The 25,191-nt window shown below is 65.7% G+C and carries 19 protein-coding genes and 1 riboswitch; of the genes, 15 read left to right on the plus strand and 4 right to left on the minus strand.

Translation table 11 applies throughout. The annotated features are described in order from the left end of the window. The first annotated feature begins 121 nt into the window (after positions 1–121). Positions 122–1,009 (plus strand): cation diffusion facilitator family transporter, encoded by an 888-nt coding sequence (locus tag AAC979_RS14115; RefSeq protein ID WP_371347509.1) that lies wholly within the window; start codon positions 122–124, stop codon positions 1,007–1,009. Between the two features lie 15 nt (positions 1,010–1,024). On the opposite strand, the gene AAC979_RS14120 is transcribed toward AAC979_RS14115, so the two are convergent. Continuing rightward, positions 1,025–2,275 carry a lytic murein transglycosylase gene (locus AAC979_RS14120; protein WP_371347510.1) on the minus strand — a complete coding sequence of 417 codons (1,251 nt, stop codon included), beginning with the start codon at positions 2,273–2,275 and terminating at the stop codon, positions 1,025–1,027. Positions 2,276–2,391: 116 nt separating this feature from the next. Next, positions 2,392–2,519, plus strand: a riboswitch (TPP riboswitch). Positions 2,520–2,608: 89 nt separating this feature from the next. On the opposite strand from AAC979_RS14120, the gene thiC reads away from it, so the two are divergent. Both thiC and AAC979_RS14130 read left to right on the plus strand, forming a co-directional pair. Further along, entirely contained in the window at positions 2,609–4,429 is a 1,821-nt protein-coding gene (thiC, locus tag AAC979_RS14125; protein WP_371347511.1) for a phosphomethylpyrimidine synthase ThiC, read from the plus strand. Between the two features lie 56 nt (positions 4,430–4,485). After that, positions 4,486–4,923 (plus strand): NUDIX hydrolase, encoded by a 438-nt coding sequence (locus AAC979_RS14130; RefSeq protein ID WP_371347512.1) that lies wholly within the window; start codon positions 4,486–4,488, stop codon positions 4,921–4,923. A gap of 94 nt (positions 4,924–5,017) precedes the next feature. Here the strand turns inward: AAC979_RS14130 and oxlT (AAC979_RS14135) are convergent, their stop codons facing one another. Continuing rightward, positions 5,018–6,277, minus strand: a complete 1,260-nt coding sequence (oxlT, locus tag AAC979_RS14135) for an oxalate/formate MFS antiporter (RefSeq protein ID WP_371349061.1) — start codon at positions 6,275–6,277, stop codon at positions 5,018–5,020. Positions 6,278–6,990: 713 nt separating this feature from the next. Continuing rightward, positions 6,991–8,304: an oxalate/formate MFS antiporter gene (oxlT, locus tag AAC979_RS14140; RefSeq protein ID WP_371347513.1), complete on the minus strand. Its 1,314-nt coding sequence runs from the start codon at positions 8,302–8,304 to the stop codon at positions 6,991–6,993. A 575-nt stretch (positions 8,305–8,879) separates the two neighbouring features. On the opposite strand from oxlT (AAC979_RS14140), the gene AAC979_RS14145 reads away from it, so the two are divergent. The 5 genes from AAC979_RS14145 to frc (AAC979_RS14165) all read left to right on the plus strand — a co-directional run bounded on the left by AAC979_RS14145 (position 8,880) and on the right by frc (AAC979_RS14165) (position 15,476). Then, positions 8,880–9,581: a GntR family transcriptional regulator gene (locus AAC979_RS14145; protein ID WP_371347514.1), complete on the plus strand. Its 702-nt coding sequence runs from the start codon at positions 8,880–8,882 to the stop codon at positions 9,579–9,581. Positions 9,582–10,007: 426 nt separating this feature from the next. Further along, complete coding sequence (locus AAC979_RS14150) at positions 10,008–10,733, plus strand: GntR family transcriptional regulator (RefSeq protein WP_371347515.1); 726 nt, start codon at positions 10,008–10,010, stop codon at positions 10,731–10,733. A 43-nt stretch (positions 10,734–10,776) separates the two neighbouring features. After that, positions 10,777–12,516, plus strand: a complete 1,740-nt coding sequence (gene oxc / locus AAC979_RS14155) for an oxalyl-CoA decarboxylase (protein ID WP_371347516.1) — start codon at positions 10,777–10,779, stop codon at positions 12,514–12,516. A 103-nt stretch (positions 12,517–12,619) separates the two neighbouring features. After that, complete coding sequence (frc, locus tag AAC979_RS14160; protein ID WP_371347517.1) at positions 12,620–13,897, plus strand: formyl-CoA transferase; 1,278 nt, start codon at positions 12,620–12,622, stop codon at positions 13,895–13,897. A gap of 328 nt (positions 13,898–14,225) precedes the next feature. Further along, the gene (gene frc / locus AAC979_RS14165; RefSeq protein ID WP_244450748.1) at positions 14,226–15,476 is read left to right on the plus strand and encodes a formyl-CoA transferase; all 1,251 of its coding nucleotides are present in this window, start codon (positions 14,226–14,228) and stop codon (positions 15,474–15,476) included. Between the two features lie 479 nt (positions 15,477–15,955). Here the strand turns inward: frc (AAC979_RS14165) and AAC979_RS14170 are convergent, their stop codons facing one another. Continuing rightward, positions 15,956–16,774: an IclR family transcriptional regulator gene (locus tag AAC979_RS14170; RefSeq protein WP_371347518.1), complete on the minus strand. Its 819-nt coding sequence runs from the start codon at positions 16,772–16,774 to the stop codon at positions 15,956–15,958. Positions 16,775–17,155: 381 nt separating this feature from the next. On the opposite strand from AAC979_RS14170, the gene gcl reads away from it, so the two are divergent. From gcl to sucD, 7 genes are all read left to right on the plus strand, one after another. Beyond that, positions 17,156–18,919: a glyoxylate carboligase gene (gcl, locus tag AAC979_RS14175; RefSeq protein ID WP_371347519.1), complete on the plus strand. Its 1,764-nt coding sequence runs from the start codon at positions 17,156–17,158 to the stop codon at positions 18,917–18,919. A 177-nt stretch (positions 18,920–19,096) separates the two neighbouring features. Further along, entirely contained in the window at positions 19,097–19,882 is a 786-nt protein-coding gene (otnI, locus tag AAC979_RS14180; protein ID WP_371347520.1) for a 2-oxo-tetronate isomerase, read from the plus strand. A gap of 48 nt (positions 19,883–19,930) precedes the next feature. Next, positions 19,931–20,821: a 2-hydroxy-3-oxopropionate reductase gene (gene glxR / locus AAC979_RS14185; protein WP_371347521.1), complete on the plus strand. Its 891-nt coding sequence runs from the start codon at positions 19,931–19,933 to the stop codon at positions 20,819–20,821. A 369-nt stretch (positions 20,822–21,190) separates the two neighbouring features. Beyond that, entirely contained in the window at positions 21,191–22,168 is a 978-nt protein-coding gene (locus AAC979_RS14190) for a 2-dehydropantoate 2-reductase (protein ID WP_371347522.1), read from the plus strand. A gap of 12 nt (positions 22,169–22,180) precedes the next feature. Further along, entirely contained in the window at positions 22,181–22,954 is a 774-nt protein-coding gene (locus AAC979_RS14195) for a fumarylacetoacetate hydrolase family protein (RefSeq protein ID WP_371347523.1), read from the plus strand. Positions 22,955–23,086: 132 nt separating this feature from the next. Beyond that, complete coding sequence (gene sucC / locus AAC979_RS14200) at positions 23,087–24,286, plus strand: ADP-forming succinate--CoA ligase subunit beta (protein WP_371347524.1); 1,200 nt, start codon at positions 23,087–23,089, stop codon at positions 24,284–24,286. Next, on the plus strand, positions 24,286–25,182 hold the full coding sequence (gene sucD / locus AAC979_RS14205) for a succinate--CoA ligase subunit alpha (RefSeq protein WP_371347525.1): 897 nt from the start codon (positions 24,286–24,288) through the stop codon (positions 25,180–25,182). The genes sucC and sucD overlap by 1 nt, the downstream gene beginning before the upstream one ends. The last annotated feature ends 9 nt before the right edge of the window (positions 25,183–25,191 follow it).

A 25,191-nucleotide genomic window follows, 5' to 3' on the forward strand; every position in this document is an offset into this window, starting at 1 on the left:
TCGCGGGGCGGCACCTGCTTCTGCGAACGACTTGCAAACCCTTGCGCTTGCTTGATTTCCGCCCGCTGACCGACTAAGCGCTGCGGCAGCGGGCGCGCGGCGCCGGAACGGGAATGCGCCGATGGCTCTCTCCTCGCGGATCACCTTGATCAATGTCGGCATCAGCCTCGCCGTGCTGGGGCTGAAATATCTCGCCTTCCTGCTCACCGGCAGCGTCGCGCTGTATTCGGACGCGCTGGAGAGCATCGTCAATGTGGCGACCGCCATCACGGCGGTGCTGGCGCTGCGGGTCAGCGCCAAGCCGGCCGACGCCGCCCATCCCTATGGCTATGCCAAGGCCGAGTATTTTTCCGCCGTCATCGTCGGCGTGCTGATCGTGGTGGCGGCGATCTCGATCCTGCGCGAGGTCTATCTCGGCTGGCTGGAGCCGCACAGCTTCGATGCCTCGCCGCAGGGTCTGGCGATCAACGCCGCCGCGACGGTCATCAACGGCATCTGGTGCGCGGTGCTGATCCGCGAAGGCCGGCGCGCGCGCTCCCCGGCGCTGGCGGCCGACGGGCGGCATCTCTTCACCGACGTACTGTCCTCCGCCGGCGTGCTGCTCGGCGTGGTGCTGGCGGTGCTGTCCGGCTGGGAGAAGCTCGATCTCGTGCTCGCCGGCCTCGTCGCGGTGAACATCCTGTGGTCGGGTTGGTCGGTGCTGAAGGAAAGCGTCGGCGGGCTGATGGATCAGGCGGTGCCGGCGGAGACGCTGGAGCGCATCCGCAAGCGCATCGCCGCCGAGGCCACCGGCGCCATCGAGGCGCATGATCTGCGCACCCGCCAGGCCGGGCGCATGACCTTTGTCGACTTCCACCTCGTCGTGCCCGGCGACATGCCGGTGAGCCAGGCGCACGCCATCTGCGACCGTATCGAGGACGCACTGGAAGCCGAGGTCGCCGATATCCTGGTCAACATCCATGTCGAGCCGGAAGTGAAGGCCAAGCAGCAGGGCGTGCCGGTGCTGTGAGGCCGCGACACGCCCTCACTTGCCCGCGCGCAGCGCCGCCACCAGCTCCGGCGTCGGGTAGGAATCGGCCGGCAGGCCGAGCCGCATCTGCTCGACCTTGATCGCCTGCCGCGTCGCCGCGCCGACAATGCCGTCAATGCGCCCGACATGGTGCCCGCGCGCGTTCAGCATGGTCTGCAGATCCTTGACCTCCGCCATGGAAAGCACCGGGATCCTGTCGCCCTGCCCGCGGTTGAACGGCCCGGCCCCGGCGACGCGCGAGGCCAGATAGGCGGCCGACGTGGCGTAGGTCAGCGAGTTGTTCCACTCGGTGAACACGTCGAAATTGGGATAGACGAGGAAGGCCGGCCCGTTGCGCCCCATCGGCAGCAGCAGCGAGGCGGGAAGCTGGTCGGCGGGAAGCTGGCCGCCGCCGGCCCGCACCACGCCCATGCGCGCCCATTGCGACCGGGGAATCTTGATCGACAGGTCCGCCTGATCCCACGGCAGGTTCGGCGGCACCCGTACCTCTTCCAGCCAGGGCTGGCCGGCCTTCCAGCCCAGCGCCTTGATGTAGTTCGCTGCGGAGGCCAGCGCATCCGGCGCCGAGCGGATGAGATCGACCCGCCCGTCGCCGTCGAAATCGACGCCGTAATTGAGATAGTGATCGGGCAGGAACTGGAACTGGCCGAGTTCCCCCGCCCAGGGCCCGCGCATGGTCTGCACCGTGAGGTCGCCGCGGTCGATGATCTTCAGCGCCGCCATCAACTGGGTGCGGAACATCTCCGAGCGCCGGCAGTCCCAGGCGAGAGTGGCGACGGAGCGAATGGTCGGCTTGTCGCCCATGAAGGCGCCGAAATCGGTCTCCAGCCCCCAGAACGCCACCAGCACCGCGCCGGGCACACCGAAGCGCTGCTCGATCCGGCCGAAGAGATCGGGATTGGCCTGAATCTTCTGCTTCCCCTGCTGGATGCGGTAATTGGCAACCATACGGTCGGAAAACTGGAAGAAACTCTGGCCGAACACCTTCTGCCCGCGATCGGTGCCGACAATGTCGGGGGCATAGCTCAGCCCGTTGAGCGCGGCCGACACGGTGCGCGGGGACACGCCTTCCGCCACCGCCTGCTGCTTGAAGCGGGCGAGAAAGGCGTCGAAGCCGGCGCCGCTGCGTCCGCACTCCTCCTGCGCACGGGCAGCCGTGGCGAGGGCGAGCGGCGCCGCCAGCGCCGCCATCACGGCCAGCCGGCCCAGTGTCGTCTTCCAGCGGCGGATGGTTGTGCCCGGCATGGTTCTCCCCAAAAGTCGTTCAACCTGTTCAGCCTCGTCAGCAATCTACAGGATTACGGCGGCGGCAGGGTGAAGGTTCAGGCGATTGACCCCGCCCGCCCTTTCGTTGAAGATCGACCCGTTCCAAGGGGAGCCCCGCTAGGGGGCTGAGAGAGCGCCGGCCATGCCGAACGGCAAGGCAACGCGATGACCCTTCGAACCTGATCCGGGTCATGCCGGCGAAGGGATCGGAACCGAATGGCATCGTCGTGCGCCCGCTTGCGTGCCGCCGCGCCATCCTTCCCCAACGTCATACGCCCGGATCTCCCCAACCCATGGTTCAGGAGATCCAGCATGTCGACCAAATCCCCCGACACTCCCAGCGTCGCCACCGGGCCGATTCCCGGCTCGCGGCGGATTTATGCTGAATGCACCGTGCGCGGCTTCCGCGTGCCGTTCCGCGAAATCCTTTTGCACCCCTCGGCCGGCGAGCCCAATCTCGCGGTCTATGACGCCTCCGGCCCCTATACCGACCCGGACGCCCGCATCGACATCGCCGCCGGCCTCGCGCGCCCGCGTGACGCCTGGGTGCGCGCGCGCGGCGATGTGGAGGCCTATGACGGGCGCGCGGTGAAGCCGGAGGATAACGGCCATGTCCCCGCCGAGAAGCTGGTCACGCCCTTCCCGCTCGCCCATCGCCCGCTGCGCGCGAGAGCCGGCGCGGTGACGCAGATGGCCTATGCCCGCGCCGGCATCGTCACGGCGGAGATGGAATATGTCGCCCTGCGCGAGAACGGCCTGCGCGAGCGGATGCGTGAGATCCTCCGCGACGGCGAGGATTTCGGCGCGGCGATTCCCGATGTGGTGACGCCGGAATTCGTGCGCGACGAGGTGGCGCGCGGGCGCGCCGTCATTCCCGCCAATATCAACCATGGCGAATTGGAGCCGATGGCGATCGGCCGCAATTTCCTCGTCAAGATCAACGCCAATATCGGCAATTCCGCCGTCACTTCCTCCGTGGCGGACGAGGTGGACAAGATGGTGTGGGCGATCCGCTGGGGCGCCGACACGGTGATGGACCTCTCCACCGGGCGGAATATCCACAACATTCGCGACTGGATCGTGCGGAACGCGCCGGTGCCGATCGGCACGGTGCCGATCTATCAGGCGCTGGAGAAGGTCGGCGGCATCGCCGAGGACCTCAATTGGGAGGTGTTTCGCGACACACTGGTCGAACAGGCGGAGCAGGGCGTGGACTATTTCACCATCCATGCCGGGGTGCGGCTCGCCCATGTGCCGCTCACCGCCAACCGCGTCACCGGCATCGTCTCGCGCGGCGGCTCCATCATGGCGAAATGGTGCCTCGCCCATCACCGCGAGAGCTTCCTCTATGAGCGATTCGCCGAGATCTGCGAGATCATGCGCGCCTATGATGTCACCTTCTCGCTCGGCGACGGGCTGCGCCCCGGCTCCATCGCCGACGCCAATGACGCGGCGCAGTTCGCCGAGCTGGAGACGCTGGGCGAGCTGACGCAGATCGCCTGGCAGAACGACTGCCAGGTGATGATCGAGGGCCCCGGCCATGTGCCCATGCACAAGATCAAGGCCAATATGGAAAAGCAGCTCGCCACCTGCGGGGAAGCGCCCTTCTACACGCTCGGGCCGCTGACCACCGACATCGCGCCGGGCTATGACCACATCACCAGCGCCATCGGCGCGGCGATGATCGGCTGGTTCGGCACCGCCATGCTCTGCTATGTCACGCCGAAGGAGCATCTCGGCCTGCCCAACCGCGACGACGTGAAGACCGGCGTCATCACCTACAAGATCGCCGCCCACGCCGCCGACCTCGCCAAGGGCCACCCGCTGGCGCGGGCCTGGGACGACGCGCTTTCGCGGGCACGCTTCGAGTTCCGCTGGCAGGATCAGTTCAACCTCGCTCTCGACCCCGACACCGCCCTCGCCTTCCATGACGAGACCCTGCCGAAGGAGGCGCACAAGCTGGCCCATTTCTGCTCCATGTGCGGGCCGAAATTCTGCTCGATGAAGATCAGTCACGAAATCCGTGACACCGCCCGGCAGGCGGAAGAGGCCGCGCAGGGCATGGAGGACATGGCTGCCCGCTTCCGCGACGGCGGCGGCCAGCTCTATCGCGATGTCACAGCGGCGGAGTAGTTTTTGGCGCGGCCGGGGCACTCCCGGCCGCGTTCTCAACCGGGAGCCCTCTCTGCATGACGCCGCCCCCTGTCCGCCCCACCGTCGCCGTCCTCGCCCTCGTGGAACGCGAGGGCGCGATGCTGCTGGTGCGCCGCGCCAATCCGCCGGACCAGGGGCTGTGGGGTTTTCCCGGCGGGCGGGTGGAGCCGGGCGAGCCCTATCTGGACGCGGCGCTGCGCGAGTTGCACGAGGAAACCGGCCTTGTCGCCGGGGCCCCGCGCCTCATCACCGTGCTGGACTTCATCGAGCACGACAGCGCGGGCGCCCTCGCCCATCATTTCGCGATGATCGCCGTGCTTTGCCGATGGCAGGCGGGCGAGCCGGTCGCGGCGGACGATGCGCTGGAAGCGCGCTGGTTCGATCGCGCGGCGCTTGCCCGCCTCGGGCCGGCCGCCAGCCTGAAGGTCGAGTATCTCGCCGACCTCGCGCTGGCCGCCGCCACGGGCGGCTGATCACTCGCGCATGAAAAAGGGGCCCGCGAGGGGCCCCTGATCCCAGGTCTTTCGGTGCGTCCCGGCGGCAAGGCCGGCCGGGACGGCGATCCGATCAGGCATGCGCCGAAGCGGTGCCGGTCTTTTCCACCGCCGGCGCCATGGCCGCCGACTGGGCGACATGCGCCTTCAGCGTGCGCGGCAGAACCGTGATCGCGAGGAAGGCGGCGAACAGGTCCATGGCGGCGACAGTGTAGAGCACGGTCGACCAAGTGCCGGTGGCTTCCATCAGCAGGTTGCCCATCGGCACGAACAGCGCGCCGATACCCTTGGCGCAGTAGAGCACGCCATAGATCTTCGCGATGTGCTTGGTGCCGAAGGCGTCGCCGGCCAGCGCCGAGAACAGGGAGTACACCTCGCCCCAGGCCAGGAACACGACGCCGGAGAGGATGAGGAACGCCCACGGATTATGGCCGAAATAGCCGAGCGCGATAATGCCCATGCCTTCGAGCGAAAAGGCGATGACCATGGTCTTCTCACGGCCGATGTGGTCCGAGATCCAGCCGAACAGCGGGCGCGAGATGCCGTTCATGACGCGGTCGAGCATCAGGGCCAGCGGCAGGGCGGCCATGGTGAAGAAGTACAGGTTGACCTCGAACTCCTTGACGCCGAGGTCCTGCGCGATCACGCCGAGCTGCGCCACGGCCATCATGCCGCCGGTGACGACGCAGGTGAACATGACCAGCATCAGCCAGAACAGCTTGGTGTTCAGGGCTTCCTTGAGCGTGTAGTCGCGGCGGCTCTGGTTCAGCTTGGTCGAGGCCTTGACCTCGCCCGCCTTGGGCGAACGCAGGAACCAGGCGGCGATGAAGGCGAGACCGCCCTGCAGCACGCCGAAGAAGAAGAAGGTCTCCTGGAAGCCCGAGGATTCGATCATCGCCGCGATCGGCAGGATGGTGGCGGCCGAGCCGGCGCCATAGCCGCCCGCGGTCAGACCGACGGCGAGGCCGCGGCGATCGGGGAACCACTTCAGCGCGTTGTTGATGCAGGTGGCGTAGATCGAGCCGACGCCGATACCGCCAATGGCCGCGCCGACATAGAAGCCGACCAGGCTGGTGGCCTGCGAATTGATGACCCAGGCGGTGCCGATGAACAGCGCGCCGAAGGCCACCATCAGGCGGGGGCCGAACTTGTCGATGAAATAGCCTTCGATCGGCGCCAGCCAGGTCTGCACCAGCACGAAGATGGTGAAGGCCACCTGGATCGAGGCGCGCTCCCAGCCGAAGGTCTGCTGGATTTCCGGAACGAACAGGGTCCAGGCGTACTGGATATTGGCGGTCGCGATCATGCAGACCACGCCGACCACAAGCTGCATCCAGCGGCGGCTTTCAGAGAATTCCTGGCCCGGCCCCACGGCTGCCAGAGTCTTGGACGTATTCAAGGGCGAACTCCTCTCCCAAATCGAAAAATGCCGCGGATCGGCTTTTTATTGCGGTCGCTCCGTGCCTGTTCGGCCCGGGCGCCGGCTTGTCGTTGGTCCCGGGGACGCTTTCTGCGTCGCCCCCGCGACAGCCGCTCGTGCGGCATCTCGTTCTCAAAGGTTGCGCGGTATCCGTCCCCTTACGTCGCGTTCCGTGCGACCGGAGGCGCCCTGACGCAGGGTTGCGGAACCGACCCGCTGGGGAAGGATCATAATCGACAATATTATGTATGCCAATTGGGTTTTATGACTCACCAACCGTTCCGTAAGCCTAAAGACAACGTACAATTTCCACTTGTCCATGTGGTGACTATTAATAGATGTCACATCGTTGTAGCGCATCACCCCTGCGTAAGCTGAAATTTCTGAAATAGATGAAGAACAGGAACGCTGGGTAACGGTGACTTTCCGTCATCGGCGGATTTCCTCGCCTCGCACGCGCGATGACGCAAAAGCGCGGGGCAATCTCGCCTGGATCGTGGGGTTTTTACGATTGGAATGCTGCCAACCTGCAGGCGGGTGGGGCAGACGCCAAGCCCGTCCGGCAAAAGAAAAGGGCCCGTCCGAGGACGGGCCCTGAAAGCGAAGGCGCGGTGAAAGCGGGCGGCTTACTCGGCCGCCACCACCTTCGAAGCCCCCTTGGCGGCGGCAGCGGCGGCCGCCCGGCGGCCATGCGCCGAGGCCAGCGGCTTGAGCACCACCAGCGCCATCACGGCGGCGATGATGTTCAGCGCCGCGGCGGTGATGAACACCGCGTGCCAGCTTCCGGTCATCGTGGTGATGATCGAGGTGAACGGCACGATCAGCGCCGCGGTGCCCTTGGCGGTGTAGAGCAGGCCGGCATTGGTGGTGGCGAACTTCGAGCCGAAGGCATCGCCGCACATGGCGGGGAACAGCGAGTAGATCTCGCCCCAGGCGAAGAACACCAGGCCAGTGAGGATGACGAACATCACCGGGTTATGGCCGAGCACGCTCAGCGCATAGATGCCGACGCCCTCGATGGCGAAGGCCACGAACATGGTGTTCTCACGGCCGATCTGGTCCGACACCCAGCCGAAGAACGGGCGGGTGAGGCCGTTGAGCACGCGGTCGATCGCGGCGGCGAAGGTCAGCGCCGGCAGGGTGATGCCGATCAGGCTCACCGGCACGTCGGCGATGCCGAAATCCTTGGCGATCGGGCCGAGCTGCGCGGTCGCCATCAGGCCACCGGCGGCCATCATGACGAACATCGCATACATCACCCAGAACAGCGGGGTGGAGAGCATTTCCTTCGGCGCGAAATCGCGGGCCGACTGGGACAGCTTGGCCACCGCCTTGGCGGCGAAGGCGGCGATCTGCTCCTTCTTCGGCGCGGCGAGGAACAGGCCGAGGAACAGGATCACGATGCCCTGGCCGACGCCGAAATAGAAGAAGGCGGCTTCGTAGCCCTGATTCTTGATCATGTTCTGGATCGGAATCACGGTCAGCGCCGAGCCCGCGCCGAAGCCGGCGGCGGTGATGCCGGCGGCGAGGCCGCGACGATCCGGGAACCACTTCAGCGAGTTGCCCACGCAGGTGCCATACACAGCGCCGGCGCCCACGCCGCCGAGAGCGGCGCCGACATAGAGCAGGGTCAGCGTGTCGGCATAGGAATTGATGATCCAGGCGAGGCCGCAGAGCAGGCCGCCGAACAGCACCACGACGCGCGGGCCGTATTTGTCGACGAACCAGCCCTCGACCGGCACCAGCCAGGTCTCGGTCACGATGAAGATGGAGAACGCCACCTGGATCGCCGCGCGATCCCAGCCATGGGTTTCCTGCATCGGATTGACGAAGAAGGTCCAGCCATACTGCATGTTGGCGATCATGCACATGCAGATCACGCCGAACACGAGCTGCAGCCAGCGCTTCTTATTGATAGATGCCGTTGCGTCAGATGTCATGATGTCCTCGAACGTTTCCCAACGTAAAGAGATCGAATAGTTTCTGTTTTCTTATTGAATGCCCGCTATGCACGCCCATACAGGCGGGTCATCAATCAGCCATTAAAACGACCATACTATGAATTTTGGGTAATGCAAAATTTTGCATACCAGAAACCAGCGCCCTGTGCAGGACGCAGACTTACCTAACGGCACATTCCCATAGGGAATACTGTCCCGTTATTACCCAACGTCACACATGTATTGACCTAGCGTCACATCCGGCTCCCCGGCGGGCGTCGCCGTCCGCCGCATACCGCCGGCACAATGATGCGGGCACGCGCGGCCCCGGTGAGACCGGGGAGAGCGGGGGAGCGCCGAGGGCGGGGCAGCACCGGCGGGGGCGCGCGGCCATCCGCAGCCTCCCGCATGGACATTCTGTATGTGTTATAAGATGCTCACGATGCCTTGATCCACGGAGAGTCGCCGATCTTCCGGGCGAGGCCGCGTAAAGCGCCGGCAAAGCCGGCATCCCGCAGCACGCTGCGGCGACAACAACAAGAACAATTCTTGAGCAACTGACGAGGAAACCGCCCGTGGAAAGCGCCGACACCCAGACGAGGCTGAACATCGCGCCTCTCGCCGCCAATACCAGCCTTCGCACGCTGGCCTATGACGCCATCAAGAAGGCCATCACCGAGATGGACATGTATGGCCAGGACAGCGAGATCCGGCTCGACGAGCGCCAGCTTTCGCACGATCTCGGCGTCAGCCGCACGCCCATCCGCGAGGCGCTGACGGTGCTCGAACAGGAAGGCTTCGTGCGCTCGGTGCCCCGGCGCGGCATCTTCGTGGTGCGCAAGTCCAAGCGCGAGATCATCGACATGATCATCGTCTGGGCGGCATTGGAGAGCATGGCCGCGCGCCTCGCCACCAGCCGCGCCAGCGACCGCGACCTCGCGGAACTGCGCGAGATGTTCCACGATTTCGAGGCCGAGGCGCCGGCCGAGCACATGAACGAATATTCCAACGCCAATATCCGCTTCCACCAGACCATCATCCGCCTCGGCGGCTGCGCCATGATCGGCGAGGTGACGGAGAATCTGTTCATCCATATCCGTGGCATCCGTGCCGTCTCGGTGCGGCAGGAGAACCGCTCGGAGCGCTCGCTGCAGGAGCACCGGGCGATCATCGCGGCGCTGGTCGCGCGCGACGCCGATCTCGCCGAACGCCTTGTGCGCGAGCACACGCTGGGCCTCGCCGCCCATGTGGAAAAGCACGGCCGCTTCCCCTCCTGAACCGCCGGCCGGCGTGGTGCGCCGCACCCGGGCCGGCCGAGCGCGCACCCGCCGCCGCCACGTCGCGCCCGCCCCGTCCGGCGGCCGCGTCCGCGCGTCAAAGCCTTGCCGGGCAAGGCCCGGCGGCGCGCCGTCCCCGGCGGGTACCGGCATAAACCTCCGTAGTGGAACGAACTTTTGACTGAGCACTGCAGCAAAGTGTTCAGACACTCTCGCCAGCCGTGTTCACCCGTGGTATATTGCATACGCAAGCGTGACCCCGACCGGTTTACCGAAGGTCAGGAGGGTTCCGAGAAGGAGCGCGGCACGGGTGAGGAAAAGGAGCCGGAGGTGCCCCCGCAGCGGGGACAAGCGAATTGACATGTTGGTATTTGGTATGCCACTTTTTCGGAAATCCACTGTGGGTTTTCCGCAGGGGACGCTTCCGTGAGCAGCAAGGCCGTTGTGAGCAAGCCCTGGCAGAGCGGTGAGAATGGTCTGACCATCGAGCGCCTGCCGGCCAAGGAGAGCTTCAAGAGCAAGGCCTATGCCGCTCTCAAGGAAGCCATCACGAACATGAATATTTACGGCTCGAGCGAGCCGATGCTGCTCGACGAGCGGGATATTTCCGAGCGTCTCGGCGCGAGCCGGACGCCGATCCGCGAGGCGGTCGCGATGCTGGAGCAGGAAGGCCTGCTCCGCGCCGTGCCCCGGCGGGGCATTATGGTTGTTCGCCGCTCCAAGGCCGAGATCATCCAGATGATCGAAGCCTGGGCGGCGCTGGAAAGCATGGCGGCCCGCCTCGCCACGCAGCGCGCAAGCGACGAGGCGATCGCCGAGCTGAGGACGTTGTTCAAGAAGTTCGATCTGGCGCGGATCGAGCGTGACCGGTGCGACGAATATTCGAGTGCGAATATCGCGTTCCACCAGGCGCTGATCCGGCTGAGCGGCTCTTCGCTGCTCGTCGCGATGACGGAAAACCTGTTCTTCCATGTACGGGCCATCCGCCACCGCACGATCTTCGAGATGGACCGGGCGCAGCGTTCGGCCTCCGACCATCAGGAGATCATTCTTGCTCTCGAGGCGCGGGACGCGGACCGCGCCGAGCGTCTGGTACGCGACCACACGCTCCGGCTCGCCGAGCATGTCGAGAACCACGTAGACCTAGATTAGGGCGGCATGAACCCGCCGAAGGACGTTTGGGAGGGAATACGGGATGTCCGCAGTCGCACAGGTAATTGACGTGAATGCCGCCACCGAGACCGAACAGGATCTCACCGACGGCTTCCACCTGGTCATTGATGCGCTCAAACTGAACGATATCGACACCATCTACGGCGTGCCCGGGATTCCGATCACGGACCTTGGCCGCATGGCGCAGGCCGAAGGCATCCGCGTCATCTCGTTCCGCCACGAGCAGAACGCCGGCAACGCCGCCGCCATCGCCGGCTTCCTGACCAAGAAGCCGGGCGTGTGCCTCACCGTCTCGGCGCCGGGCTTCCTCAACGGCCTCACCGCCCTGGCGAACGCCACCACCAACTGCTTCCCCATGATCCTCATCTCCGGCTCCTCCGAGCGCGAGATCGTCGACCTGCAGCAGGGCGACTATGAGGAAATGGACCAGCTCGCCATCGCCAAGCCGCTGTGCAAGGCCGCGTTCCGCGTGCTGCATGCGGCCGATATCGGCATCGGCGTCGCCCGCGCCATCCGCGCGGCGGTCTCCGGCCGTCCCGGCGGCGTGTATCTCGACCTGCCGGCCAAGCTGTTCTCGCAGGTGATGGACGCCGATGCCGGCGCCAAGTCGCTGGTCAAGGTGATCGACGCCGCCCCGGCGCAGCTCCCCTCCCCGGCCGCGGTCACCCGCGCGCTCGACGTGCTGAAGTCGGCGAAGAAGCCGCTCGTCATCCTCGGCAAGGGCGCGGCCTACGCGCAGGCCGACGAGGCGATCCGCTCCTTCATCGAAACCTCCGGCATCCCCTTCCTGCCGATGTCGATGGCCAAGGGCCTGCTGCCCGACACCCATCCGCTCTCGGCCGGCGCCGCCCGCTCGACGGTGCTGAAGGATTCCGACGTGGTCGTCCTCGTCGGCGCCCGCCTCAACTGGCTGCTCTCGCATGGCAAGGGCAAGACCTGGGGCGATGCCCCGAAGAAGTTCATCCAGATCGACATCGAGCCCAAGGAAATGGATTCGAACGTCGAGATCGCGGCGCCGCTGGTCGGCGACATCGGCTCGGTGATCGAGGCCCTGAACGAGGGCATCAAGTCCGGCTGGACCGCCCCCTCGCAGGAGTGGATCGGCGCGATCAACGCCCGCAAGGAAGTCAACATCGGCAAGATGTCTCAGCGCCTGCTGAAGAACTCGACCCCGATGGACTTCCACTCGGCTCTGGGTGCGCTCAAGCAGGTGATCAAGGAGCGTCCCGACGCGATCCTGGTCAATGAAGGCGCCAACACGCTCGACCTCGCCCGAGGCGTCATCGACATGTATCAGCCGCGCAAGCGCCTGGATGTCGGCACCTGGGGCGTGATGGGCATCGGCATGGGCTTCGCCATCGCCGCCGCGGTGGAAACCGGCAAGCCGGTTCTGGCGGTCGAGGGCGACTCGGCCTTCGGCTTCTCCGGCATGGAGGTGGAGACGATCTGCCGCTACAACCTGCCGGTCTGCGTCGTTATCTTCAACAATAACGGCATCTATCGCGGCACCGACACCGACCCGACCGGCCGCGATCCCGGCACCACCGTCTTCGTCGCCGACTCGCGCTACGACAAGATGATGGAAGCCTTCGGTGGCGTCGGCGTCCACGTCACCACCCCGGACGAGCTCAAGCGCGCCGTGGACGAGGCGATGGACAGCGGCAAGCCGACCCTCATCAACGCCGTGATCGACCCGGCCGCCGGCAGCGAAAGCGGCAATATCGGCAGCCTGAACCCGCAGAGCGTGGTGAAGAAGAAGTAAGTCAAACCGGGACGGGTGGGGAGCGGCAATTTCCCCACCCGTCCCATTCCCTAAGTAACAACGACACAACGGCGAAAAGCCGGGTCATCTTGAGAGGAACCCCATGGGCAAGGCATTGGACGGCGTTCGCGTCCTCGATTTCACCCATGTTCAGTCCGGCCCCACCTGCACGCAGCTTCTCGCGTGGTTCGGTGCCGATGTGATCAAGGTAGAGCGCCCCGGCGAGGGTGACGTTACCCGCGCCCAATTGCGCGATGTCCCCAATGCGGACAGCCTCTACTTCACGATGCTGAACTCCAACAAGCGCTCCATCACGCTCGACACCAAGAATCCCGAGGGCAAGAAGGTCCTTGAGGAGCTGGTGAAGATCTGCGACGTGATGGTGGAGAATTTCGCCCCCGGCGCGCTCGACCGCATGGGCTTCTCCTGGGAGCGCATCCAGGAGCTGAACCCCCGCATCATCCTCGCCTCGGTGAAGGGCTTCGGCCCCGGCCCGTTCGAGGACTGCAAGGTCTATGAGAACGTCGCCCAGTGCACCGGCGGTTCCGCCTCGACCACGGGTTTCCGCGACGGGCTGCCGCTCGTCACCGCCGCGCAGATCGGCGATTCCGGCACCGGCCTGCACCTCGCTCTCGGCATCGTCACCGCGCTCTACCAGCGCACCCTTACCGGCCGCGGCCAGAAGGTGCTCTGCGCCATGCAGGACGCGGTGCTGAATTTCTGCCGCGTGAAGATGCGCGACCAGCAGCGCCTCGATCGCGGCCCGCTGCGCGAATACAGCCAGTTCGGCGAGGGCTTCCCCTTCGGCGACACCGTGCCCCGCGCCGGCAATGATTCCGGTGGCGGCCAGCCCGGCCGCATCCTGAAGTGCAAGGGCTGGGAGACCGATCCCAACGCCTACATCTATTTCATCACCCAGGCGCCGGTCTGGGGGAAGATCTGCGATGTCATCGGCGAGCCGGAATGGAAGACCGATCCGAACTACGCCACGCCGGCCGCGCGCCTGCCGCACCTCAACGAGATTTTCCACCGCATCGAATCGTGGACCATGGCCCACACCAAGTTCGAGGCGATGGAAATCCTCAACAAGGTCGACATTCCCTGCGGCCCGGTGCTCTCGATGAAGGAGATCGCCGAGGACCAGTCGCTCTACGCGACCGGCACGCTGGTGGAGATCGACCACCCCACGCGCGGCAAGTACCTGACCGTCGGCAACCCGATCAAGCTGTCGGACAATGATGTCGAGGTCGAGCGCTCGCCGCTGCTGGGCGAGCACACCGAGGAAATCCTCGCCGAGGTTCTCGGCCTCGGCGGCGACGAGATCGAGCGCATCAAGGCGTCCGGCGCGGTCGGCACCCCCGTGGCGCTGGCGGCGGAGTGATCTTGCGCGCCTGAGGCGCCTCCCGGCGGCGGGAGGCGTCGCGTGACGATACGGGCATGGCGCGGGCGACCGCGCATGCCCGCAACGAGACATTCCGCCGGAAGGCCGCGCAAGGCGCGGCGCCGGCGGCATGTGAGGCCAGGGTGGACGAAAAGAAGTCGTGAATCGTTCCGAAGTCGATCACCCCCTGGGAGATGCCCGCCGGTGCTGAACAGCGCCGGGGAGCATGGGGAGACGAAAGCCCCTCATCCGCGGGATGGGGGCCTCAATCCGGCGGCAGGGTGAGCCTCCGTCCGGACTGTTAACGCGAAAAGGGAAGTCGACTACAATGTCTAAGCCCCTCGAAGGTATTAAGATCATCGATTTCACGCACGTTCAGGCCGGTCCGGCCTGCACGCAGCTTCTTGCCTGGTTCGGCGCCGACGTGATCAAGGTCGAGCGCCCCGGCGCGGGCGATGTCACGCGCTCGCAGCTGCGTCATGTCAAGGACGCCGACGCGCTGTACTTCACCATGCTGAACTCCAACAAGCGTTCGCTGACGCTCGACACCAAGACGGCGCAGGGCAAGGAAGTCCTGACCAAGCTGATCAAGGAGTCGGACGTGATGGTCGAGAATTTCGGCCCCGGCGCGCTCGACCGCATGGGCTTCACCTGGGAGCACATCCAGTCGCTCAACCCGGGCATGATCCTCGCCTCGGTGAAGGGCTTCTCGGAAGGCCACGCCTATGAGGACCTGAAGGTCTACGAGAACGTGGCGCAGTGCGCGGGCGGCGCCGCCTCCACCACCGGCTTCTGGGATGGCCCCCCGACCGTGTCGGCCGCCGCTCTCGGCGATTCCAACACCGGCATGCACCTCGCCATCGGCATCCTGACCGCGCTGCACCAGAAGGTGAAGACCGGCAAGGGCCAGAAGGTCGCCGTGTCGATGCAGGATTCGGTGCTCAACCTCTGCCGCGTCAAGCTGCGCGACCAGCAGCGCCTCGACGCGCTGGGCTATCTCGAAGAGTACCCCCAGTACCCGCATGGCGAGTTCTCGGATGTCGTTCCGCGCGGCGGCAATGCCGGCGGCGGCGGTCAGCCGGGCTGGGTGCTGAAGTGCAAGGGCTGGGAGACCGACCCGAACGCTTACATCTACTTCACCATTCAGGGCCATGCCTGGGCGCCGATCTGCAAGGCGCTGGGCAAGCCGGAATGGATCGACGATCCGGCCTACAACACCGCCGAGGCCCGTCAGGACAAGATCTTCGACATCTTCGCCTTCATCGAGTCCTGGCTCGCCGACAAGACGAAGTTCGAGGCCATCGACATCCTGCGCAAGTTCGACATCCCCTGCGCCCCGGTGCTGTCGATGAAGGAAATCGCCAACGACCCGTCGCTGCGCAAGAGCGGCACCGTGGTCGAGGTCGATCACCCCAAGCTCGGCAAGTACCTGACCGTCGGCTCGCCGATCAAGTTCTCGGACGTGGAAGTCGAGGTCACCGCCTCGCCGCTGCTCGGCCAGCACACCAACGAAGTGCTCGCCCAGCTTGGCTATTCGCAGGAAGAAATCGCCGCGATGCACGACGCCAAGGCCGTCTGATCGTTACGGTCTGACCGGCTTCGGAGCGGCGCCCGCGCCGCTCCTTTTCCGCCTCGTGCGGTCCTATCGGCCTCCCTTTCACGCCGCGCGGCAGATGCGGCGGTGAGGGAAAAGCCCACGAGCCTCCCGGAGCAGGACGAAGGGTTCACCCAACGTTCGGTTCCTCCTAGGCGACTAACGCCGGCGCTCATCGCGCCGGCTTTTTTTTGTCGAAGGGGATCGCGGCGGGCACCACCTGACGGCCCCTCATCCCCGGGCTTGACCCGGGGATCCCGCCTTCCGCAGAACGCGCGCGCCCGCAGCGGGATGGCCGGGCAAGCCCGGCCATGAGGGCCGTTGAGGGTTGGGCCTCAGGTCGTCATCCCGGAAGGGCCAGCAGGCCCTATCCGGGATCGCCGCCAAATGAGGGCTGTTGCGGCGCGCGATCCCGGCCCGAAGGCTGTGCCTTCGTCCGGGATGACGGCGGATCGACGCGGACCCTACCGCCCCGAATACTGCGTCGTCAGCCGCCGCGCCGCCTCGCGCACGCGGGCGCCGAGATCGGCGATGCGCTCGGGCGGCATGCGCACGGTCGGGGCGGAGATCGAGATCGCCCCCACCGGCTCGCGCCATTCGTCCAGCACCGCCGCCGCCACGCAGCGCATGCCCGGCGTGTGTTCCTCGTCGTCGATGGAAAAGCCGCGCTCGGCGATCTCGGCGAGGTCGGCCTGCAAAGCCCGCCGGCTGATATGGGTGTGCTCGGTGAAGCGCTGCAGCTGATCGCCGCCGAGCCAGGCGCGCCGTGCCTCCGGGTTCATCGCCGAGAGAATGGCCTTGCCGCCGCCGGAAGCATGAATTGGCAGATCGCCGCCGATGCGGAAGAAGGCGCGCACCGCCGCGTGGCTTTCCACCTGCGCGACGCAGACGAGATGCGGCCCCTCGATCAGCGACAGGTTCACCGTCTCGTTCACCCCGTGCGAAAGCTCGCGTAGCAGCGCGCGCGCGATCTCGGGGAGCTTGCGGATGCGTAAGTAAGCCGAACCGACGCGGAACAGGCCGATGCCGACCATCCACAGCCCGGTCGCCGCGTCATGGCCGACAAGCCCGCGCCGCTCCAGTGTGGTGAGCAAACGGTGCACGGTGGAGGTCGGCAGTTCGGCGGCGCGCGCCACCTCGCTCAGGGTCAGGCCATCGGACAGCGCCAGCACTTCCAGGAGCGCGATGGCGCGGTCGAGCGACTGCACCTCGCCGCCGCCCTCGGTACCGGTCGCGGAGGAAGGGCGGCCGCGGCGGCGCACGGTCGGAACATCCTGATTCATCCGCAGATCACCTCCGAAAGGGACAGCGCCCTCGCGCCGCCCGGGCGCACGCCCCCTCGCTTATCCTATGTCACCGCCCGGCGAGAGGGCGTCCCCGCATAAAGGCGCATTCGCCGAATTTTCGCAAACCAGAAATATATCCCGTATTGCGGAAATGGACATGTCGTGGCATGTTTTCCGCGATTTCGGAAATTCATTCCGCAGTGCGGAAAGAATATTGCCGCTCCGCAGCATGCGCCCCGTCTCCTTCGAGCCGGCGCACACAGGCGGAATCCGGCACCGGACAATGTTTTGAACAGGTCGGACAGGCCGGTGCCGGGCGCCGCCAGCCCCTCGAAAGGGGCGAGCCCCCGCCGTCCTGCGACGCGAGGAGGAAGTGCCATGGCCAAGATGCGTGCCGTCGATGCGGCGATCCGGATTCTCGCAATGGAAGGCGTCACCACCGCCTTCGGCGTGCCCGGTGCCGCGATCAATCCGCTCTATTCCGCGATGCGCGCCTATGGCCAGACGCGCCACATTCTGGCCCGCCATGTCGAGGCCGCCTCGCACATGGCGGAAGGCTACACCCGCGCCAAGGCCGGCAATATCGGCGTGTGCATCGGCACATCCGGCCCCGCCGGCACCGACATGATCACCGGCCTCTATTCGGCTTCCGCCGATTCGATCCCGATCCTGTGCATCACCGGCCAGGCGCCGCGCGCGCGCCTCTATAAGGAAGACTTCCAGGCGGTGGATATCGAATCCATCGCCAAGCCGGTCGCCAAATGGGCTGTTATGGTCCGCGAGCCGGCGCTGGTGCCGATGGTGTTCCAGCAGGCCTTCCACGTCATGCGCTCCGGCCGTCCCGGCCCGGTGCTGATCGACCTGCCGATCGACGTGCAGCTCGCCGAGATCGAGTTCGACGAAGAGACCTACGCCCCGCTCGATGTCTACAAGCCCAAGGCGACGCGCAAGCAGGCCGAGAAGGCGCTTGCCATGCTGAACGAGGCGGAGCGCCCGCTCATCGTCTCCGGCGGCGGCATCATCAATGCGGACGCTTCCGACAAGCTGGTCGAATTCGCCGAGCTGACCGGCGTGCCGGTCATCCCGACCCTGATGGGCTGGGGCACCATTCCCGACGATCACGATTTGATGGCCGGCATGTGCGGCCTGCAGACCTCGCACCGCTACGGCAATGCCAACATGCTGGCGTCGGACTTCGTGTTCGGCATCGGCAATCGCTGGGCGAACCGCCACACCGGCTCGGTCGATGTCTACACCAAGGGCCGCACGTTCATTCACGTCGATATCGAGCCGACCCAGATCGGCCGCGTCTTCGGGCCGGATCTCGGCATCGTCTCCGATGCCGGCGCGGCGCTCGACCTCTTCATCGAGGTGGCGAAGGAATACAAGGCCGCCGGCAAGCTGAAGGATCGCTCCGCCTGGGCCAAGGAATGCCTCGACCGCAAGAAGACCATGCTGCGCAAGACGCATTTCGACAACGTGCCGCTGAAGCCGCAGCGCGTCTATGAGGAGATGAACGAGGCGTTCGGCCGCGACACGCGCTACGTCTCCACCATCGGCCTCAGCCAGATCGCCGGCGCGCAGATGCTGCACGTCTACAAGCCGCGCAACTGGATCAATTGCGGCCAGGCCGGCCCGCTCGGCTGGACCCTGCCAGCGGCGCTCGGCGTGCGCGCGGCGGACCCGGATGCGGAAATCGTGGCGCTCTCGGGCGACTATGACTTCCAGTTCCTCATCGAGGAACTCGCCGTCGGCGCCCAGCACAAGCTGCCCTACATCCATGTGGTGGTGAACAACTCCTATCTCGGGCTGATCCGTCAGGCGCAGCGCGGCTTCAACATGGACTTCGAGGTCTCGCTCGCCTTCGACAACATCAATGCCGACGAGAATGCCGGCTATGGTGTCGACCATGTCGCGGTGGCGGAAGGCCTCGGCTGCAAGGCGGTGCGCGTCTCCTCGCCGAACGAGTTCAAGGACGCCTTCGTCAAGGCCAAGGCGCTGATGCAGGAGCATCAGGTTCCCGTGGTGATGGAGTTCATCCTCGAGCGCGTCACCAACATCGCCATGGGCACCGAGATCGACGCGGTGAACGAGTTCGAGGAAGTCCTCGACCTGCCGCTCGAAGAGGCCGCCAAGGCGTGATCGGCCGGGCGCCGGGCGGCAGCACCGCCCGCGCCCTTCTCACCTCCGGCGGGAGCCCGGCGCCTCCGCCCGGTGCGCCTTCATGCCATCGACGGCAAGGGCGCCCATAAAGCTAACGGCACGCCGCCGCCCGGCGCGTGCCAAAGCCCCAGAAACGTCCTGCCCCAGGAGCGGTCCATGCCCCGTTTTGCCGCCAATCTCACCATGCTGTTCAACGAGGTGCCCTTCCTCGATCGTTTCGAGAAGGCCGCCGCCGCCGGTTTCACCGGCGTTGAGTACCTGTTCCCCTATGACTTCGCGGTCGAGGAACTGGTCGCCAAGCTCAAGGCCAACAATCTCAAGCAGGTTCTGCACAATCTCCCCGCCGGCAATTGGGGCGCGGGTGAGCGCGGCATCGCCATCCTGCCCGAGCGCGTGGACGAGTTCCGCGCCGGCGTCGACAAGGCGATCGAATACGCCACGGCGCTCGGCTGCCCGCAGGTCAACATCCTCGCCGGCATCGTGCCCGCGGGCGCCGACCGCGAGCTGCTGCACAACACCTTCGTGAACAACCTCAAATTCGCCGCGCCGAAGATCAAGGAAGCCGGCCTCAAGCTGCTGATCGAGCCGATCAACACCCGCGACATTCCCGGCTTCTTCCTGAACTACACCAAGCAGGCGAAGGCGATCATCGAAGAGGTCGGTTCCGACAACCTCTTCATCCAGTACGACATCTACCACATGCAGATCATGGAGGGCGATCTCGCCCGCACCATCGAGGCGAACCTCGCCCAGATCGCGCATATCCAGCTTGCCGACAATCCCGGCCGCAACGAGCCCGGCACCGGCGAGATCAACTACCCCTTCCTGTTCCGCCATCTCGACGCCATCGGCTATGAGGGCTGGGTCGGCTGCGAATACAAGCCGAAGGGCGACACGGCGGCCGGCCTCGGCTGGCTGAAGGAACTCACCGGCGCGGCGTGAGGCCGGCTTGGTCAAGAAACGAACGTCTAGGAAAACGAGGATAAGACGATGGCGAATGTTGGATTTGTCGGTCTCGGCATCATGGGCGCGCCCATGGCCGGTCATCTCATCGACGCCGGCCACACGCTCTATCTCTACGACATCAAGCCGGTTCCGGCGGAGCTGACCGGCAAGGGCGGCGTCGCCTGCGCCACCGGCACGGAAGTGGCGAAGAACGCCGACATCATCATCACCATGGTGCCGGACACCCCGCATGTGGCCGCCGCCCTGTTCGGCGAGAACGGCATCGCCGCCGGCCTCACCCCCGGCAAGATCGTCGTCGACATGTCCTCGATCGCCCCGGTCGAGACCAAGGAGTTCGCCAAGAAGATCAACGAGCTCGGCTGCGACTATCTCGACGCCCCGGTCTCGGGCGGCGAAGTCGGCGCCAAGGCGGCCTCGCTCACCATCATGGTCGGCGGCCCGGAGAAGGCGTTCGAGACGGTGAAGCCGCTCTTCGAGAAGATGGGCAAGAACATCACCCTCGTCGGCGGCAATGGCGACGGCCAGACCACCAAGGTGGCGAACCAGATCATCGTCGCGCTGAACATCCTCGCCGTCGGCGAAGCGCTGCTGTTCGCTTCCAAGGCGGGTGCGGACCCGGCCAAGGTGCGCCAGGCGCTGATGGGCGGCTTCGCCAATTCGCGCATTCTGGAAGTCCATGGCGAGCGGATGATCAACCGCACCTTCAACCCGGGCTTCCGCATCGAACTGCACCAGAAGGACCTGAACCTGGCGCTGAACGGCGCCCGGCAGATGCAGATGTCGCTGCCCTCGACCGCCGTGGCGCAGCAGCTTTTCAGCGCCTGCGCCGCCAATGGCGGCTCGGCCTGGGATCACTCGGCCCTCGTCAAGGCGCTGGAAATCCTCGCAAATCACACGGTCGCGCCGGACGCCTGACCTTATCTGCATTCATAATTAGAAACGACTTTCGGGGGCGCTTGGCGCCCCCGAACTGTTTTTGCCGAGAAAAGTAAGCATTGCTGTCCGGCCAGTGGAACGCGACGTCCCGCGCCGTCTTTTGCGTATTCATTCAGACAATTGTTCTGGCCTATACACCGTGGACAAGCCGGTCCTTCGCGAAGTAACTTAAGCGACACGTCGCAAACACGCCCCGCCAGGAAACGCGAAGCGGCTAAACATGCGCGACGTTTTATCACGCCCGTGCCTTCGCTCTTGACTAGGGGCTCATTGCACCTAATCATGGCATACAAAATACCAAACAAGTCCGGGCGCCGCGGGGGCAGCCTGGACATAGGAGGGAGTCCCATGAAGGTCTGCATCTATGGTGCCGGCGCGATCGGCGGTTATGTTGGCGTCCAGCTCAAGCGGGCGGGCGTCGATGTCAGCCTCGTTGCCCGTGGCGCCCATCTCGAGGCCATGAAGAAGAACGGCCTCAAGCTGCTCATCGACGGCGAAGAGCGTGTCGAGCACATTCCCTGCTCCGACAATCCGGCCGAACTCGGCCCGCAGGACTATGTCATCGTCGCGCTGAAGGCCCATTCGGTGCCGGGCGTCGTTGACGCCATGCAGCCGCTGCTGGGCAACGACACCGCCGTGGTCACCGCCGTCAACGGCGTGCCCTACTGGTACTACTACAAGCATGGCGATCAGCTCGAGAACAAGACGCTGGAAAGCGTCGATCCCGGCGGCAAGCAGTGGAACGGCCTGCGCCCCGAGCGCGCCATTGGCTGCATCGTCTATCCCGCGACCGAAGTGGTCGAGCCAGGCGTGATCAAGCACGTCTATGGCGACAAGTTCCCGCTGGGCGAACCCTCCGGCGAGATCACCGACCGCGCCACCAAGCTCTCGGAAGCCTTCGCCGCCGGCGGCATGCGCGCGCCCGTCCTGCCCAACATCCGCGACGAGCTGTGGCTGAAGCTGTGGGGCAATCTCTGCTTCAACCCGATCAGCGCCCTCACCCATGCGACGCTGGACGTGATCGCCTCCGATCCCGGCACCCGCGCGGTGGCCAAGGCGATGATGCTGGAAGCGCAGGAAATCGCCGTCCAGTCGGGCGTCAATTTCCGTGTCGGCGTGGAGCGCCGCATTGACGGCGCCGGCGCCGTCGGCGCGCACAAGACCTCCATGCTGCAGGATCTCGAACGCTCCCGCGCCATGGAAATCGACGCGCTCGTCACCGTGGTGCAGGAAATGGGCCGCCTTGCCGGCATTCCGACCCCGACCATCGACGTTGTGCTCTCGCTGGTCCGCCAGCGCGCGCAGATCGCCGGCCTGTACAACTGAGTTCGGCGGACAATGGCACACTGGGTTCGTTACCAGCGCTCGGGCGCGGCCGGCTTCGGCACGCTCGAGGGCGACACCATCACTGTACACAGCGGCGACATGTTCAATGGCGCCACGCCGACCGGGGAGCGCATCGCGCTCTCCGAGGTCGAGCTCCTCGCCCCGACGGAGCCGACCAAGATCATCGCGCTGTGGAACAATTTCCATGCCCTGGCGGCGAAGCTGAATTCGCCGGTTCCGGCCGATCCGCTTTACCTGCTGAAAGCCGGTTCCTGCCTCACCAGCCCCGGCGCCACCGTGCACCGGCCGGCCTCCTATGACGGCAAGGTCGTCTATGAAGGCGAACTCGGCATCGTCATCGGCAAGAAGGCGACCGCCGTTTCCGAGGACGAGGCCGATGGCTACATCTTCGGCTATACCTGCGTGAACGACATCACCGCGGCCGACATCATCAACAAGGACGCCACCTTCGCCCAATGGGTGCGGGCCAAGAGCTTCGACGGCTTCGGTCCGTTCGGGCCGGTGGTGGCGACCGATGTCGATCCCGCCAGCCTCGTCGTGCGCACCGTGCTCAATGGCGACGAGCGCCAGCGCTACCCGATCAGCGACATGGTGTTCTCGGCCCGCCAGTTGGTGAGCCGCATTTCGCACGACATGACACTGAACCCCGGCGACGTCATCTGCTGCGGCACGTCGGTCGGCGTCGGTGTGATGAAGGCCCCGACCAACACGGTGGAAATCGTGATCGAGGGCATCGGGACGCTGACCAACACCTTCGTGCAGTAACGGCATAGGGTGTCTGCGTTTCGGCGCAGTAGCGTCTTGGCGCGTGTGCGCCTATAGGGAAATAGGATACGCCAATCGACGGGAGGGCCGGGGCGGCTCTCCCGACCGTCCGGTTGTGGAGGAGCGGATTTAATGAACATCCATGAATATCAGGCCAAGGGAGTGCTCCGCGAATACGGGGTCCCGGTGCCCAATGGCGTCGCCATTCTCGACGCTGCCGAGGCGGATGCCGCCGCGGCCAAGGTCGCCGGCCCCGTATGGGTGGTGAAGAGCCAGATTCATGCCGGCGGGCGTGGCAAGGGCAAGTTCAAGGAAGCCGATGCGGGCGAGAAGGGCGGCGTGCGCGTCGTCAAGTCGGCCGAGGAAGCGGCGGCCAATGCCAAGCAGATTCTCGGCAAGACGCTGGTGACCATCCAGACCGGCCCGGCCGGCAAGCAGGTCAACCGCGTCTATATCGAGGAAGGCTCCGACATCGACAAGGAGTTCTACCTCTCCGCCCTCGTCGACCGCGCCACCTCGCGCATCGCCTTCGTCGTGTCCACCGAAGGCGGCATGGACATCGAGGAAGTCGCCCACTCCACTCCTGAGAAGATCCACACCTTCTCCGTCGACCCCGCCACCGGCGTGATGCCCCATCACGGGCGCACCGTCGCGCAGGCGCTCGGCCTCACCGGCGATCTCGCCAAGCAGGCCGGCGACCTCGTCGCCAAGCTCTACGCCGCCTTTGTCGGCAAGGACATGGCGATGCTCGAGATCAACCCGCTCGTCGTCACCAAGGACGGCAAGCTGAAGTGCCTCGACGCCAAGATCTCCTTCGATTCCAACTCGCTCTACCGCCACGCCGACGTGGTGGCGCTGCGCGACGAGACCGAGGAAGACGCCAAGGAAATCGAGGCCTCCAAGTACGACCTCGCCTATATCGCCCTCGACGGCACCATTGGCTGCATGGTCAACGGCGCCGGCCTTGCCATGGCGACGCTCGACATCATCAAGCTCTATGGCGAAAGCCCGGCCAACTTCCTCGACGTCGGCGGCGGCGCCACGGAAGAGAAGGTGACGGCCGCCTTCAAGATCATCACCTCCGATCCGAGCGTGAAGGGCATCCTCGTCAACATCTTCGGCGGCATCATGAAGTGCGATGTCATCGCGCGCGGCGTCATCGCCGCGGTGAAGGCGGTCGGCCTCAAGGTTCCGCTGGTGGTGCGCCTCGAAGGTACCAATGTCGAGGAAGGCAAGCAGATCATCCGTGAGAGCGGCCTCAACGTCATCCCCGCCGACGATCTCGACGACGCCGCGCAGAAGATCGTCAAGGCCGTGAAGGAGACTGTGTGATGTCGGTCCTCATCAACAAGAACACCAAGATCATCACCCAGGGCTTCACCGGCAAGAACGGCACCTTCCACTCCGAGCAGGCGATGGCCTATGGCTCGCAGGTGGTCGGCGGCACCTCGCCGGGCAAGGGCGGCTCCACCCATCTCGGCCTGCCGGTGTTCGACACCGTCGCCGAGGCGCGCGAGAAGACCGGCGCCGATGCCTCGGTCATCTATGTGCCGCCTCCGGGCGCGGCCGATGCCATCTGCGAGGCGATCGCGGCGGAAATTCCGCTCATCGTCTGCATCACCGAGGGCATTCCGGTGCTCGACATGGTGAAGGTGCGCCGCGCGCTGGACGGCTCCAAGTCCCGCCTCGTCGGCCCCAACTGCCCCGGCATCGTCACCGCCGGCGAGTGCAAGATCGGCATCATGCCGGCCAACATCTTCAAGAAGGGCTCGGTCGGCGTCGTCTCGCGCTCGGGCACGCTGACCTATGAGGCGGTGTTCCAGACCTCGCAGGAAGGCCTCGGCCAGACCACCGCCGTCGGCATTGGCGGCGACCCGGTCAAGGGTACCGAGTTCATCGACGTGCTGGAGCTGTTCCTGGCCGACGACGCCACCGAATCCATCGTCATGATCGGCGAGATCGGTGGCTCGGCGGAAGAGGAAGCGGCGCAGTTCCTCAAGGACGAGGCCAAGCGCGGCCGCAAGAAGCCGATGGTCGGCTTCATCGCCGGCCGCACCGCCCCTCCCGGCCGCCGCATGGGCCATGCCGGCGCCATCATCTCCGGCGGCAAGGGCGGCGCCGAGGACAAGATCGCGGCGATGGAAGAGGCCGGCATCGTGGTCTCCCCCTCCCCCGCGCGGCTCGGAAAGACGCTGGTCGAGGTGCTCAAGGGCCGCGCCGCCGCCTGATCCGGCACG

The organism is Ancylobacter sp. IITR112 (assembly GCF_041415945.1).
In the GTDB taxonomy this organism is placed as follows: domain Bacteria; phylum Pseudomonadota; class Alphaproteobacteria; order Rhizobiales; family Xanthobacteraceae; genus Ancylobacter.

Excerpts from the sequence above, each read along its gene's own strand:
- AAC979_RS14115 (WP_371347509.1), top strand. The coding sequence starts at position 122 with ATGGCTCTCTCCTCGCGGATCACCTTGATCAATGTCGGCATCAGCCTC.
- AAC979_RS14120 (WP_371347510.1), bottom strand. The coding sequence starts at position 2,275 with ATGCCGGGCACAACCATCCGCCGCTGGAAGACGACACTGGGCCGGCTG.
- thiC (WP_371347511.1), top strand. The coding sequence starts at position 2,609 with ATGTCGACCAAATCCCCCGACACTCCCAGCGTCGCCACCGGGCCGATT.
- AAC979_RS14130 (WP_371347512.1), top strand. The coding sequence starts at position 4,486 with ATGACGCCGCCCCCTGTCCGCCCCACCGTCGCCGTCCTCGCCCTCGTG.
- oxlT (WP_371349061.1), bottom strand. The coding sequence starts at position 6,277 with ATGCAGCTTGTGGTCGGCGTGGTCTGCATGATCGCGACCGCCAATATC.
- oxlT (WP_371347513.1), bottom strand. The coding sequence starts at position 8,304 with ATGACATCTGACGCAACGGCATCTATCAATAAGAAGCGCTGGCTGCAG.
- oxc (WP_371347516.1), top strand. The coding sequence starts at position 10,777 with ATGTCCGCAGTCGCACAGGTAATTGACGTGAATGCCGCCACCGAGACC.
- frc (WP_371347517.1), top strand. The coding sequence starts at position 12,620 with ATGGGCAAGGCATTGGACGGCGTTCGCGTCCTCGATTTCACCCATGTT.
- frc (WP_244450748.1), top strand. The coding sequence starts at position 14,226 with ATGTCTAAGCCCCTCGAAGGTATTAAGATCATCGATTTCACGCACGTT.
- AAC979_RS14170 (WP_371347518.1), bottom strand. The coding sequence starts at position 16,774 with ATGAATCAGGATGTTCCGACCGTGCGCCGCCGCGGCCGCCCTTCCTCC.
- gcl (WP_371347519.1), top strand. The coding sequence starts at position 17,156 with ATGGCCAAGATGCGTGCCGTCGATGCGGCGATCCGGATTCTCGCAATG.
- otnI (WP_371347520.1), top strand. The coding sequence starts at position 19,097 with ATGCCCCGTTTTGCCGCCAATCTCACCATGCTGTTCAACGAGGTGCCC.
- glxR (WP_371347521.1), top strand. The coding sequence starts at position 19,931 with ATGGCGAATGTTGGATTTGTCGGTCTCGGCATCATGGGCGCGCCCATG.
- AAC979_RS14190 (WP_371347522.1), top strand. The coding sequence starts at position 21,191 with ATGAAGGTCTGCATCTATGGTGCCGGCGCGATCGGCGGTTATGTTGGC.
- AAC979_RS14195 (WP_371347523.1), top strand. The coding sequence starts at position 22,181 with ATGGCACACTGGGTTCGTTACCAGCGCTCGGGCGCGGCCGGCTTCGGC.
- sucC (WP_371347524.1), top strand. The coding sequence starts at position 23,087 with ATGAACATCCATGAATATCAGGCCAAGGGAGTGCTCCGCGAATACGGG.
- sucD (WP_371347525.1), top strand. The coding sequence starts at position 24,286 with ATGTCGGTCCTCATCAACAAGAACACCAAGATCATCACCCAGGGCTTC.